We start from the raw sequence: 12619 nt of genomic DNA on the forward strand, positions 1-12619 counted from the left end.
CCCGCTCGCCCCTTCCGCGGACGTTTCACGTCCTCCCCGACGGCCTCGTCTGCCTCGACGGCAATCTCGCTCAGCGCGCCTCCCGAAAGTTGCGGGCACGGGCGCGTCGCCGGGCGCCGTCTCGCGCGCGAGTGGGGGAAGGACTGTGAGGAGCTGGAGCGACGCCGGGTGGATCGACCTCCCGCGCCGCGTGGGCGACAGGTCCGCCCGCCTCGTCGGCGCGGGCCGGCGGGGTCGTCTGTGCCGACTCGACCTCCGTCAACGACTTCAAGGTCCCTCTCAGCGGCGCTCGCCCTGCGGCAGGGGCGCCGGACGATCCTCTCAGGGAGGAACTTCCCCACCGACCTCTACGACTCGGCGAAGGCCTCGCGCGCCTCCTCGACCGCGGATACCGGGTCCACCTCGTTCCGAAGAGCAGGGATCTCTCGTCCCTACTCGACGCCGACACCGCCGCCTCCTCCTGACGCACGTGGACTACCGGACTGGCGAGCGGCACGACCTCTCCGCCGTCACGCCGCGGCTACGCCGGCCGGCGCGCTCGCCGTCTGGGACCTCCTCCCGCGCACCCACGGCCGGCGCGATGCCGGTCGACCTGACCGCCGCCGGCGCCGACTACGCCGTCGGCTGCGGCTTACAAGTACCTCTGCGGCGGACCGGGCGCCCCAAGGCGTTCCTCTACGTCGCGCCCCGCCATCAGGGGCTTCGAGCAGCCGCTCTCCGGCTGGCTCCGGCACGCCGAGCCGTTCGCCTTCGAGCCCGGATACCGGCCCGCGGCAGGGATCTCGCGCTTCCTCTGCGGCACCCCGCCGATCCTCTCCATGACCGCCCTCGACGCCGCGCTCGACGTGATCCTCGAGTCCGACCTCGCGCTCGTGCGCGAGAAGTCGGAGGCGCTCACCTCGTTCTTCGTCGAGGCAGTGGAGCAGCTCTGCGGCGACGCAGTCCGGCTCGTCTCCCCGCGCGTCCCTTCCCTCCGCGGCAGCCAGGTCTCCTTCTCGCACCCCGACGGCTACGCCGTCATGCGGGCGCTCGTCGCCCGCGGCGTCGTCGGCGACTTCCGCGCCCCCGACGTCCTGCGCTTCGGTTTCGCGCCCCTCTAGCGTTCGCACCTTCCACGGACGCCTTGGACGCAGGCAGGGGCGCTCGCGGAGGTGCTTTCGTCGCACGCCACCAGCGCCCGGATTTCCGCACGCCCGCGAGCGCGGGTTCCGGCGAGTGACGTGATCTACCGGTAGCCGGGCCGCGCCCAGTAGCCGGGGATCAGCGGCCCCACCGGTCGTAGTAACCGGTCACCCACACCGCGCCGCGGTAGGCCTGGCGACCCAGCGCCCTCGACCCAGGCCCAGCGGGCGGCGTCGCGGTAACGGCGGTCGTACCGATAGGCGTCCCGGCCGTAGCGGTCGTCGCGGTGGCGGTTCTCGTAGTTCCACCGGCCGTAGCGGTCATCGTGACGTACGTCGACGACGACGGGCAGGGCGGCACGGGAGGTGGCGCAGCACCTCGTGGGGCGCAGGCGGGAGCAGGAGATTCACGTGGACCCGCACGTCCGCCGGGGCCGACGGCGCCACCGCGGGTGAGGGCCGCCGCTGCGGCGGGATCATGTTCCGGTTGGCGTTCTTCATGTCGGACCTCCTTGGACGATCTGTGGGAGTTCGTTGCTCCCACCCCGTCCGTTGCAGGCCCGATGCCAGCCCGGCGGAACGCCCGAGAGTGCGGCGCATCACCCTTTCGCGCGCGCGAAAGCGCCATTCGCTCTCGACCGGGCCTGGATCGCCCTCTGGAGAGGACGAGAAGCCTCCCGGCGAGCGCCAAGGAGGCCCTGCGTCGCTACGCCGCGTGGATCCTGTCCTCCGAAGCCGCGAGCGCGGCCTTCGCGCCCTCGCCCATCGAGATGATGATCTGCTTATCGCAGGGTCGTCGTGACGTCGCCCGCCGCGTAGATCCCCTTCGTCGACGTCCGGCACTTGTCGTCCACGACGATCTCGCCGAAGCGGTTCAGGTAGTTGCCGCCGCCGACGACGACGACCCTCTTGTCCTTGTAGAAGGGACCGTCGCAGTGCGGGCAGAAGGCGACGCCGCGCCCGATGTACTCCTTCTCGCCGGCGACGTTCAGCTCGCGCCACTGGGCGCCCGTCGCCACGATGAGGGACTTCGCCTGGAGCACCTCGCCCCCCGCGAGGCGGACCGTCTTGAGCTCGCCGTTCTCGATCGCCTCGACGCGCCGGTTGTCGAGGATCTCGACCGGGTAGCTGCGGACGTGGGCCAGGATGTCGGCGGCGAGCTTCTTCCCCTCGGTGTGCGTCGTCCCGATGAGGTTGTCGATGCCGACCGTCTCGAGGACCTGTCCGCCGACGTTCTTGGCGACGAGGGCCGTGCGGAGCCCCTTTCGGACGGAGTAGATCGCGGCCGACGCGCCGGCCGGCCCGCCCCCGACGACGACGACGTCGTAGGGCTCGCGCGCCGGGAGGTTCTGCGCGGCCTCCGACGTCTCGGCGCCGTAGCGCTCCTCGAGCGCGTCGATCAGCTCCACGAGGCCGGCCCGGCCCACGGAGACCTGCGCGTTCTCGTGGATCGTGGAGATGACCGTCGGGACGCCCTGGATCCCCAGCTTCTCGACCTCGCTCTCCGCGAGGCCGCCGTCCACCATCTCGTGGACGAAGTCGGGGTGGATCAGGGCCATCTGGTTCAGGGCCTGCACCACCTCGGGGCAGTTGTGGCAGGAGAGGGAGACGAATGTCCGAAGCCGAACGGGCCCCTTCAGCCGCCTGATCCGGCCCTGCAGCCCCTCGTCCGGCCGCTTCCCGAGGCCCGCGGTGTTCAGGACCGCGAGGACGAGGGAGGAGAACTCGTGCCCCCCGGGGATCCCCTTGAAGAGGATCGACGCGGGACGACCTTCCACGGCCACCTCGAACGAGGGAATCGAGGCCGGCTCGCCCTCGACGCGGTGTACGACCTTCTCCGGTGCCGCCGCCGCGATGTCGGCGAGCATCGTGACGAGCTCGTCCTGCTTCGCGTGGTCGGACGGGCGCTGGCGGAGGACGATCGTGACCGGGGAGGTCGCGGTAGAGCTGCTGGAGCTGCGCGGACAGGAGGGCGTCGAGCATGAGGTTTCTCTGTTCCTATTCGGGTGTGCGCGGGGACGAGCTCCGCTTTCCGCAGGAACTCCCGCTCGCGCCGGAGTCGGTGGACCTGAACGGCCGGAGGGGACGCGGCACCCGAATGGCCGCGTCCTCCACGCCGGGTCCGGATCAGATCTTGCCGACGAGGTCGAGGCTGGGCTTGAGGGTCTCCGCGCCCGGGGTCCACTTCGCGGGGCAGACCTCGTTCGGGTGCTTGGCGATGTGAACCGCCGCCTGGACCTTGCGGAGGAGCTCCTTGGCGTCGCGGCCCGATGCCGTTGTCGTGGATCTCGACGATCTTGATCTGCCCCTTGGGGTTCACGACGAACGTTCCGCGGTAGGAGAGGCCGGCGTCGTCGATGTGGACGCCGAACGCCTTCGAGAGGTGGTGCGTCGGGTCGGCGAGCATCGGGTAGTGGATCTTCTTGATCGTCTCCGGACGCGGCGTGCCACGCCTTGTGGGTGAAGTGGGTGTCGGTCGAGACGGAGTAGATCTCGGCGCCGAGCTTCTTGAACTCGGCGTAGTTGTCGGCCAGGTCGCCCAGCTCGGTCGGGCAGACGAACGTGAAGTCCGCCGGGTAGAAGAAGAAGATCGCCCACTTGCCGGCGAGGTCCTTGTTCGAGATCTCCTTGAAGGCGCCCTCGTGGTAAGCCTGAACCTTGAACTCGGGGATCTGGGTGTTGATGATGCTCATGCGTCTTCTCCTTGCTATTTCAAGCGGGCGATCGCCTCGCTATTTAGACTACGTCCAATATAGAACAAACGGATTGAAAAGGGAAGTCCCGGGCTCTCGATGAGGCTCACCGGACGGAGGAATGGCACGAGGAGGCGGTCCGACGCACCCCCCTTCCCGGCCCGCGGCCGCGGCCACGGCCCGGCGCTTGACTTCCCCCATCCTCCAAAGTATCTTCCCCCTCCCCTGACGCGGGGTGGAGCAGCCTGGTAGCTCGTTGGGCTCATAACCCAAAGGTCGCAAGTTCAAATCTTGCCCCCGCAACCATACATAAGTCCGCGAGAATCAAGCGGTTACGAGAACCCGGCGGAAACGCCGGGTTCTTCGTTTCTTAGCGAATCCCTAGGTCATCCCTAGGTTTGTGGCTCTCGGACCGCTGTTGATGCGGTTTGCCACCTCGGGATCGCAGTCCAGCCTTCGATCGGGACCGCAGCGGTGGCGGGCACGGGGGAGCGCTCCGTTGTCAGGCGAACCCACTCAGGCGCACTACTATCGAAATGGAGGGAAGGTATGCCCAGCCGTTCCCGCTTCGCCGCGCTCTCCGGGCTCCTCGCTTCATTCACGCTTCTCGTCGCGACCCCGGGGCGCGCCGACGTCGTCTGGAAGGTGGCCGACGAGGGACCGAGGGCGCCGGAGGCGGTCCAGATCCTCGGGGACGAGACGCGGACACTTGCGTTCGGTCCGTCGGGGGACTGGGAGCTGCGGGGAACGACGTGGCGCCCCGTACCCCTTCGCACGACGGAGGTCGTCGGGAGCAAGCGGACGCTCTTCTTCGCGAACGGGCGGTTCGGGGCAACGACCGAGAGCTACACCACGTGCCAGGTTCAGCTCTTCATCCTGAACGGCGACGCGTGGACCCGGCTCTGGAGCGAGACGTCCTGCCATCCGGTCATTCGGTCGGAAGAGAGGCTCTACGTCCTGGCGGAGGCCTTCAAGAGCTGCGGCTGTGCGAGCGATCCCGCGATAGGGCTGGAGGCCCGGCGCCTTCGCTCCGTCTCCCTCGCGGACGGCTCGATCCGGGAGGAGACTCCCCTGCCCGCCTGTTCCGGAACGCTCTTCGTGCTGTCGGGGAAGCTCCACCTGATCGAGACGCCGCCGATCTGCGGAGGTCCGGGTGCGCGCGACGTCGCCGCACTCGCGAGCGCGCCGCCCTATCCCTTCTACCGGCTCGACGAGACCGGGTGGACGCAGCTGCCTCAGTGGGACCTGCCCGTCTGGACCTTCTTCGAATCGACGCCGAACAGCCTCTGGGTGGTCTACGGCCTCAGCAACATCGAGCTCGTCGCCCGAATCCTCACAACCGCCGGCTTCTCGGACCCAATTCCGATTCCCCGAGACATCACGGTGAGCTCGGGAGGCCCCAGGCCGATCGAGTGGAACGGGCGGCTCCTCGCCACGAGCCCCGAGTGGCGCGGCAACATCTACCTCCTCGAGGGAAACGCCCTCGTCCGGATGACGCCGGAATCGCCGGTGACCGCGCGATATCCCGCGCCGATCGTCTCCGTCGCCGGGAACCGCATCTTCACGTCGGCCGACGGCTGGGACGTCCACGTTCGGGATGGGTCGGGGTGGATCGCGACGTCGCTGCTCGGCGGACCGGCCGGAGCGGAGTCGTACCGGATGGGTGAGACGAAGACGTTCGCGGTTCGAGGGACCCGTCTCTTCCGGCGCGACGGGAACGGCTGGGCGAAACTCGCGGCCCCTCCGAGGTCCGAATGGGCCAATCTCGGGACCATCTGGAGAGACCGGCCGGTGGTGCGGGCGAACGCGTCCGTGTCGGACTTCGGCCTCTTCGCTCACGACGAGACGTCGGACCAGTGGATCGACCTGAAGGCTCCCGTCGGATTCGGGGGCCCGATGCTCGCGACCGGGCAGGACCTCTACGTGGCGGGCCCGCCGGGTCAGATCGCGAGGCTCCGGGAGGGAACGTGGACGGTCCTCGCGGTGACTCCGACGCCGGACTCCCGGGTCGGCGGGATCGCCGCAATCCGCGAGGCGGGAGGGGAGGTCTTCGCGACGACGAACTGCGGGTGCGGGCCGCCGAGCGTCCGTAACGAACCGACCTATCGCGTCGACGGCGACCGGCTCGTACCGGCGTTCACGGACCTCGACCCGCGGATGGTCGTCCGCGACGTCGTCGAGGTCGAGGGCCGCACGGTTCTCTTCGTGAATGACGTCTCCCGTGAGGACGGGCTCCGCGCAGTGATCGTCTCGCCGTCTCCGGGGGGCGCGGAGACTCTGCTGAACTCCGAAGATGTCCGATGGGCAGGCTACGACGGGGGTACCGGAGACGGGATCGCGAGGGTGGGCGCCGCACTCTTCTTCAATGGCCTGAGGTTCGAGCGAGGCCGGCTTCTCAGGCAGCGAGGAGAGCCCGTGCCGGAGACGATCGACCCTGAAGGCCGGTTTGCCAGCGGGGATCGATATCAGTGGCCCTACAGAGCGAACGTGCGGGTTCCGCTCCTGCGGCCCGTCCCGAGGGTCCGGAAGAACCTGGCAGCGGTCGTCGATGCGACGGGGTACGGCGGGACCCGCTACCGGAGTGAGCTGGCGCTGGCGAACCTCTCGCCGGTCGACGCCTGCGTGGCGAGGGTCTATGCCGGCGCGGCGACCGAGCCGGTGCTCGAAGTCCCGCTCGGACCGGGCGCGCAGAGACGGATCGCGGACCCCGTTCCCGCCTTCGTCGGTCCGCTCGGCGTCGAGTTCGACGGGCTCTCGGACGAACGTGACGCCTGGGCGGCCGTTCAGGTCTTCAGCCCTTCCGACGGCGGGACGGCGGGGACCTCGATCCTCGGAACGGACCCTGGCAGCTTTCCGAAGGAGACCACGCTGCTCCGGCCGGTGAGCTCGCCCGGCAGCCGTCTCCACCTCGCGCTAGCCGCGGCGCGCGACGGCACCGACCTTCCGGTGGGGGCTCGCGCCGACTTCAGGCAGGTGCCGGACGTCAACACCCAGCATCCGATTCCCGCGGGGGGCTTTCTCCAGGTCGATCCCGATCCCTCAAAGCAGCTCGGCTCGCTCGGCATCGAGTCTCTCTCCGCCGGGGCCCCTCGTCTCTTCGTGGCGGGCAACGACCTCCTCGGCTACTTCGTGAGGAACGACGGCGCGACGAACGACGGGACGGTCGTGCCGTTCGAGGAGCCGGACGTCCTGCCGGGCCGGCGCACGCGATTCCTCCCGGCCGTCGTCGGCGTGACGTCTGAGCACGGGCGGTACCGGACCGAGCTGACGCTCGGACGACGGGAGCGGTGGGGCTTCCCGCAGACGGGGCTCACCTTCACCGTCATCTATCGCGACGAGAAAGGCGGGTCGACGTTTCCGGTCGGTGTTGACCTCGACGAATTCGTGGAAGTGCCGGATGCCGGCGAGTGGCTCGTCGAAAACGGTGTCCCGATCGATCCGGACGACTTCGCGGGGACTCTAACGTTCTCGTCGGATCGGCAGGAAGGGGCGGCCGACCTCCTCGTGACGGCGGTCGTCCAGGCGCGCGGCGCCGGCGCATCGGGCGACTACGGAGTCAGCGTCCCCGTCGTGAACGAGGTGCGGTGGGCCGGGGAGCGCGCGATCGTCCCAGGCCTGCGCGAAGACACCGGGTTCCGTTCGAACGTCTCCGTCGCGAACCCCGAGCCCGACGGCGGGCCGGACATGACTCTCGAGGTGACGCTTCACCAGGCATCCGACGGGGCGATCATCGGGACCCTTCCCTCCGTAACGCTCCCGCCCGGCCGGCGTTTCCAGTGGAACCGGCCTCTCAAGGAGATCGGCTACGGCGGCGACGCGTGGGCCGAAGTGCGGCGCGTGGGCGACTCGGGCCGGTTCGTCGCGTACGGCGTGGTGAACGACAACGTGACCTCGGACGGCACTCTGCTGCCGATGGTCGAGCGGAGATAGGGCAGGATTCGCCTGCGGGGCCACAAGATCGCGTCGCCGCCCCTCGTTGTTTCTGTGCCTGGCGCTCCCGGCCGGAACCCGGATTAGTGGCCAACACTTGCGTCATCGGATCGAAAGGACTAAATTTCTTGTGCCTTTCGCTCCATAGACGCAAGTGAAGCCACTCGACTTTTTCGCCACCCACCCTGTCTTCACCCGAACCGAGTTCGGGACGGTTCGGGACCAGGCCGCGATGCGGACCGGGACGAATCTCCTCACGTACTACCTTCGCGAGGGACGCCTGGTGCGCGTGCGCCGGGGCCTCTACGCGGTCGTGCCACGCGGGGCGGACGCCGAGTCATTCGCGCCGGACCCGTACCTCGTCGCGACCCGGCTGGCACCCGATGCCGCCGTCGCACTTCACGCCGCGCTTCAGTATCGGGGCCGGACGTACTCCATCTGGAACCGGTTCCACGTCGCGACGAGGGCGAAGGTCACCGCGTTCACGTTCCGCGGGAGCACCTTCGTTCCGGTCCGTCCGCGTGCTCGCGCCTCGGTCCCGAGCGCGGGCGTCGTCGAGGAGCTGCACGCCGGAGGGACAGTCCGCGTCACAACCTTCGAGCGAACGCTCGTCGATCTCGTCGACGCGCCGGATGTCGGCGGGGGATGGGAAGAGGTCTGGAGGTCGCTCGAGATGGTCGAGTTCTTCGACCTCGACTCGGTCGTCGCAGAGGCCCTCGCCCGCGACACCGCCATCAGTGCGGTCCGCGTCGGGTTCTTTCTCGAGCAGCACGGCGACACGCTCCAGGTCGAGGAGCGGCACCTCGCGCCGCTGCGAGCACGTCGGCCAAAGCAGCCGACGTACTTCGATGCGCGACGAAGCCCTGGGCATCTCGTCGCGTCCTGGAACCTCGTCGTGCCGAAGGTCGTCCTCGAGCGCCGCTGGGCGGAGGTGCCATGACGATGTCCCTCGCAGACCTCCAACGGCTCGCCGGAGCGACGGGGTTCCGGGCCGAGACGCTCGAGAAGGTGCTGCTCCTCCTCGGCCTCCTCGACGCGATTCGCGCGCACCCGTACACCGGACCACGCGTCGCCCTCAAAGGTGGCACCGCCCTCAATCTCTTCGCCCTCGGCGTCCCCCGCCTCTCGATCGACATCGACTTGAACTACGTCGGGGCCGTCGATCGGGCAACGATGGAGACCGAGCGTCCGGACGTCGAGCGAGGGCTCCACGCTGCGTGCGAACGAAGCGGCCTCACAGTGAAACGCGTCCCGACCGACCACGCTGGCGGGAAGTGGCGGCTCTCTTTCGTTGCCGGAGCGGGCGGGACAGGGACGCTCGAGCTCGACGTGAACTACATGCTCCGTACCCCGCTCTGGCCCACGGAGATCCGGTCATCCTCCGCGCTCCCCGGAATCCCGACGCGCGGCAAGTTCCCGATACTCGACGCGCACGAACTCGCCGCGGGAAAGCTCGCCGCGCTCCTCGCACGCGGCGCGAGCCGCGACCTCTTCGACGCGCGCGAGATCCTGCGCTCCGGAACGCTCGATGCGGGGAAGCTCCGCCTCGCGTTCGTCGTTTACGGCGCTGTGAATCGTGTCGACTGGCGCACCGTCGGCGCCGAGGCGGTCACGACGTCATCGGCGGACGTGACGGAGCGGCTCCTCCCGATGCTTCGGAGCGACCTCGTACCCGCCAAGACTGACGTGGCGGCATGGACCACATCTCTCGTGGCGGACTGCCAACGACTCCTCGGAGTCGTGCTCCCGCTCCGGGAGAACGAACGATCCTTCCTCGATGGAGTCAACGACCGAGGGGAGATCGTCCCAGCGCTCCTCACAGACGACGAGCGGCTGCGCGCCATCATCGCGGCACACCCGGCGTTGGCGTGGAAGGCGCTGAACGTTCGGAAGCACCACGGTCTTCCTGGCTGAGGCGGATTCAGCTTCGGGGACTCGGGCCTTGCGAAAGGCCTCGATCGCTTTGCACCCATCCTGACGGGAATGCTCATAACCCAAAGGTCGCAAGTTCAAATCTTGCTCCCGCAACCATACATAAGTCCGCGAGAATCAAGCGGTTACGGGAGCCCGGCGGAAGCGCCGGGTTCTTCGTTTTCTGGCGCGGGATAGCTTCGGGATAGCTACTCGCCGACGCGAATGACCACCTTTCCCACGGCGTGGCCGGACTCCACGTAGGAGATGGCCTCGGCCGCGGCTTCCAGCGGAAAGGTCCTGTCCAGGACCGGCTGAATGACACCCTGGTCCACCAGCGCGGCTATCTTGTCCAGCTGCTCGCCGCTCGCTCGCATGAACAGGTACTCGAAGCTCACGCCCTTTTCCCTGGCCAGGCGGTCGACCTTACGATTCAGGAACCCGAGGATCCAGACGAGCGGCAGGCCGAGGCCCCATGCGCGTGCGAACTTCCCGTCGGGCCGGCCGCCTATCGTCACGACGACGCCGCCCGGCTTGACCGCCTCGAACGAGCGGAGGAGCGTGTCGCCCCCCTGGGAGTCGAGGACCACGTCCTGGTCCCTGACCACGTCTTCGAAGCGGGTCGTCCTGTAGTCAATCGCCAGGTCCGCGCCGAGCGCCCTCACCAACGCGTGGTTCCGGGCGCCGGCCGTGGTCGCGATCTCTGCACCCAGGTGTCTGGCCAGCTGGATGGCGAACGTGCCGACGCCGCCCGAGCCGGCGTGGATGAGGATCTTCTGTCCCGCCTGCAACCGTGCGAGTTCGACCAGGGCCTGCCAGGCGGTGAGCCCCACGAGCGGAAGCGATGCCGCCAGCACGTAGTCCAGGCGCGCGGGCTTCTTCGCCGCGGCGCCTTCGCGCACGAGAGCGTACTCGGCGATGGCGCCGATCCGCTCCTTGTCGAGGCGCGCATAGATGGCGTCGCCCAACTTGAATCTCGTCACGCCCGGGCCGATCGCTTCCACGTCGCCGGCGAGATCGGTGCCGAGGATCAGCGGAAACGCGTAGGGGGTCAGCACCTTCACGACGCCGTCGCGGATCTTGTAGTCGAGCGGGTTGACGCCGGCGGCGCGTACCCGCACGAGGAGATCGCCCGGTCCCGGCTCGGGTCGAGGCAGGTCCATCATCTCCATCGGTGCCCTGTAACGGCGAATGGCGAGCGCTCTCATCCGCGCTCCGCTCGCGGACTTTCCGGGACCGGGGAGTCGCGCAACGAAGTCACTGCGGGTGTGTCGAGGCGCAGGTTCCTTCGAATCCCGGCGTCCATCAGGCCCGCGGGCGCGAACCTGCGGAGCCATCGCAGCCGGTTCGCGAAGCTGCCGGCGGTGTATCGGAGCTTCGGGCGTACGGCGAGAGCAGCTCGAAGCACGACGTCGGCCACGACGCCCGGCTCGTCCGACGTCGCCATGATCGCGCTGATCCGATGGCTCAGAGCCGCGCCCACCTCGCGATATTCCTCGAGCTTCGAGTCGGGTTCCAGCGCGTTCGCGTCGAGGGCCGTCTTGGTGTACGCAGGCTCGATAACCGAGACCCGAATGCCCCGCGTCCGTAGCTCGTGGTCCAGCGATTCCGAATAGCCTTCGACGGCGTGCTTGGTTGCGGCGTAGAGCGCCATGTACGGCGCGGGCAGGAAGCCGAGGACGGAGCCGATGTTGAGGATGCGGCCGCTCCCCTGGCGCCGCATGTGTGGCACCACCGCGCGCGTCATCCGTACGATCCCGAAGAAGTTCGTATCGAAAATCGAGCGGGCCTGTTCGATGGAGCTCTCTTCCGCTCCCGCGGGGACGACACTGACGCCGGCGTTGTTCACGAGTACGTCGATGCGTCCGGAAGACCGGATCACGTCGCTGACGGCAGATTCGACCGATTCATCGCTGGTCACGTCGAGGGGCAGCATCTCGAACCGTTGCTGTCCCGCCGTCGCTCCCCGCCTGCTGGTGCCGTAGACCCTGTAGCCCGCCTTCGTCAGCCGCTCGGCCGTGGCCTGGCCGATGCCTGACGAGGCGCCGGTCACGATCGCTGTCTTGCTCCTGGCATTCATCTCGTCGTTCCTTTCCGTGCAGCTCCCGGGTTGATCGAATTCCTCCCGCGCCGACCGCACGTTGGCGGCTGTCGTGATTCCGAAGATATGATGAGAATCATATTTCGATTCAAGCGAAACCCTCTTCATGTGTGAACGCGGGATCAGGCGCCGGTCGGGGCGAGGTGTTCGAGCGCCGCCCTCCGCAGCGCGTCGGAGAGCTTCGGGTCGTCGACAGCGCGTGCCAGGAGCAGTGCGCCCACCATCGTGGCGACGGTGGCGAGGGCACGCTCGTGCGCGCCCGGCTGGCCCCAGTCGGGCGATTGGCGCGCGACGAGGTCGATCATCTCCTTGATGCGCCGCGTGGAGGCGCGGCGCACCTCGGGGGCCTGGCGCGGCATCTCCGAGCCGAGGGCGACGACCGGGCAGCCCGTCTCAGCGTTCTGGACATGCGCCTTGGACAGGTACGCTTCGAGCAGGACCTGGAGCGCCTGCGGCGGCGAGGCGGCGGCCGCGATGCGCGCCGACGCGGCGACGGCTTCGGCGCCGGCGCGATCCGCAGCCTCGGCGAGCATCGCCTCGCGCGAGGAAAAGTGGGCGTAGAAGCCCCCGTGCGTGAGGCCGGCGTCTTTCATGACGTCGGCGATGCCGGTACCGTCGTAGCCGCTGCGCCGGATCGCGCGCGCGGCGGCCTCGACGATGCGCTCGTGCGTCGCTTCCTTGCGGCTGGGGGCGGACCGTCGCATCTCGCCGATCAGAATATGATGCCTATCATACCGGGTCAAGTACGCGACGTGCGCCGGCGAAAGAGGCGCGGAGGCGGCCCCGCTTCGGAGCCGAAATTCTCGAATCGCTTCGAGCGCCACTTCATTCGTCTTGGTGCAGGTGCTCATAACCCAAAGGTC

The 12619-nt window shown here is 68.6% G+C and carries 8 protein-coding genes, 1 tRNA gene and 2 pseudogenes; 5 read left to right on the plus strand and 6 right to left on the minus strand.

What is annotated here, in order from left to right; translation table 11 throughout:
• Positions 1–818 precede the first annotated feature (818 nt).
• Complete coding sequence (locus IPN03_09600) at positions 819–1100, plus strand: hypothetical protein (GenBank protein MBK9373968.1); 282 nt, start codon at positions 819–821, stop codon at positions 1098–1100.
• A 342-nt stretch (positions 1101–1442) separates the two neighbouring features.
• On the opposite strand, the gene IPN03_09605 is transcribed toward IPN03_09600, so the two are convergent.
• From IPN03_09605 to ahpC, 3 genes and pseudogenes are all read right to left on the minus strand, one after another.
• Positions 1443–1622 (minus strand): hypothetical protein, encoded by a 180-nt coding sequence (locus IPN03_09605; GenBank protein ID MBK9373969.1) that lies wholly within the window; start codon positions 1620–1622, stop codon positions 1443–1445.
• Positions 1623–1827: 205 nt separating this feature from the next.
• Positions 1828–3104, minus strand: a pseudogene (locus tag IPN03_09610) (FAD-dependent oxidoreductase).
• A gap of 144 nt (positions 3105–3248) precedes the next feature.
• Positions 3249–3814: pseudogene (gene ahpC / locus IPN03_09615) on the minus strand (peroxiredoxin).
• Between the two features lie 229 nt (positions 3815–4043).
• On the opposite strand from ahpC, the gene IPN03_09620 reads away from it, so the two are divergent.
• The 4 genes from IPN03_09620 to IPN03_09635 all read left to right on the plus strand — a co-directional run bounded on the left by IPN03_09620 (position 4044) and on the right by IPN03_09635 (position 9658).
• Positions 4044–4120, plus strand: a tRNA-Met gene (locus IPN03_09620).
• Between the two features lie 243 nt (positions 4121–4363).
• Entirely contained in the window at positions 4364–7744 is a 3381-nt protein-coding gene (locus IPN03_09625) for a hypothetical protein (protein ID MBK9373970.1), read from the plus strand.
• A 154-nt stretch (positions 7745–7898) separates the two neighbouring features.
• Complete coding sequence (locus IPN03_09630; GenBank protein ID MBK9373971.1) at positions 7899–8684, plus strand: type IV toxin-antitoxin system AbiEi family antitoxin domain-containing protein; 786 nt, start codon at positions 7899–7901, stop codon at positions 8682–8684.
• The gene (locus IPN03_09635) at positions 8681–9658 is read left to right on the plus strand and encodes a nucleotidyl transferase AbiEii/AbiGii toxin family protein (GenBank protein MBK9373972.1); all 978 of its coding nucleotides are present in this window, start codon (positions 8681–8683) and stop codon (positions 9656–9658) included. Before IPN03_09630 ends, IPN03_09635 begins: the two co-directional genes overlap by 4 nt.
• A gap of 206 nt (positions 9659–9864) precedes the next feature.
• On the opposite strand, the gene IPN03_09640 is transcribed toward IPN03_09635, so the two are convergent.
• From IPN03_09640 to IPN03_09650, 3 genes are all read right to left on the minus strand, one after another.
• The gene (locus IPN03_09640) at positions 9865–10863 is read right to left on the minus strand and encodes an NADP-dependent oxidoreductase (protein MBK9373973.1); all 999 of its coding nucleotides are present in this window, start codon (positions 10861–10863) and stop codon (positions 9865–9867) included.
• Complete coding sequence (locus IPN03_09645; protein MBK9373974.1) at positions 10860–11735, minus strand: oxidoreductase; 876 nt, start codon at positions 11733–11735, stop codon at positions 10860–10862. Before IPN03_09645 ends, IPN03_09640 begins: the two co-directional genes overlap by 4 nt.
• 143 nt (positions 11736–11878) lie before the next feature.
• Positions 11879–12460: a TetR/AcrR family transcriptional regulator gene (locus IPN03_09650; GenBank protein ID MBK9373975.1), complete on the minus strand. Its 582-nt coding sequence runs from the start codon at positions 12458–12460 to the stop codon at positions 11879–11881.
• Positions 12461–12619 lie beyond the last annotated feature (159 nt).

This window comes from Holophagales bacterium, assembly GCA_016719485.1.
Classification (GTDB): domain Bacteria; phylum Acidobacteriota; class Thermoanaerobaculia; order UBA5066; family UBA5066; genus UBA5066.

Excerpts from the sequence above, each read along its gene's own strand:
- IPN03_09600 (MBK9373968.1), top strand. The coding sequence starts at position 819 with ATGACCGCCCTCGACGCCGCGCTCGACGTGATCCTCGAGTCCGACCTC.
- IPN03_09605 (MBK9373969.1), bottom strand. The coding sequence starts at position 1,622 with ATGAAGAACGCCAACCGGAACATGATCCCGCCGCAGCGGCGGCCCTCA.
- IPN03_09625 (MBK9373970.1), top strand. The coding sequence starts at position 4,364 with ATGCCCAGCCGTTCCCGCTTCGCCGCGCTCTCCGGGCTCCTCGCTTCA.
- IPN03_09635 (MBK9373972.1), top strand. The coding sequence starts at position 8,681 with ATGACGATGTCCCTCGCAGACCTCCAACGGCTCGCCGGAGCGACGGGG.
- IPN03_09640 (MBK9373973.1), bottom strand. The coding sequence starts at position 10,863 with ATGAGAGCGCTCGCCATTCGCCGTTACAGGGCACCGATGGAGATGATG.
- IPN03_09645 (MBK9373974.1), bottom strand. The coding sequence starts at position 11,735 with ATGAATGCCAGGAGCAAGACAGCGATCGTGACCGGCGCCTCGTCAGGC.
- IPN03_09650 (MBK9373975.1), bottom strand. The coding sequence starts at position 12,460 with ATGCGACGGTCCGCCCCCAGCCGCAAGGAAGCGACGCACGAGCGCATC.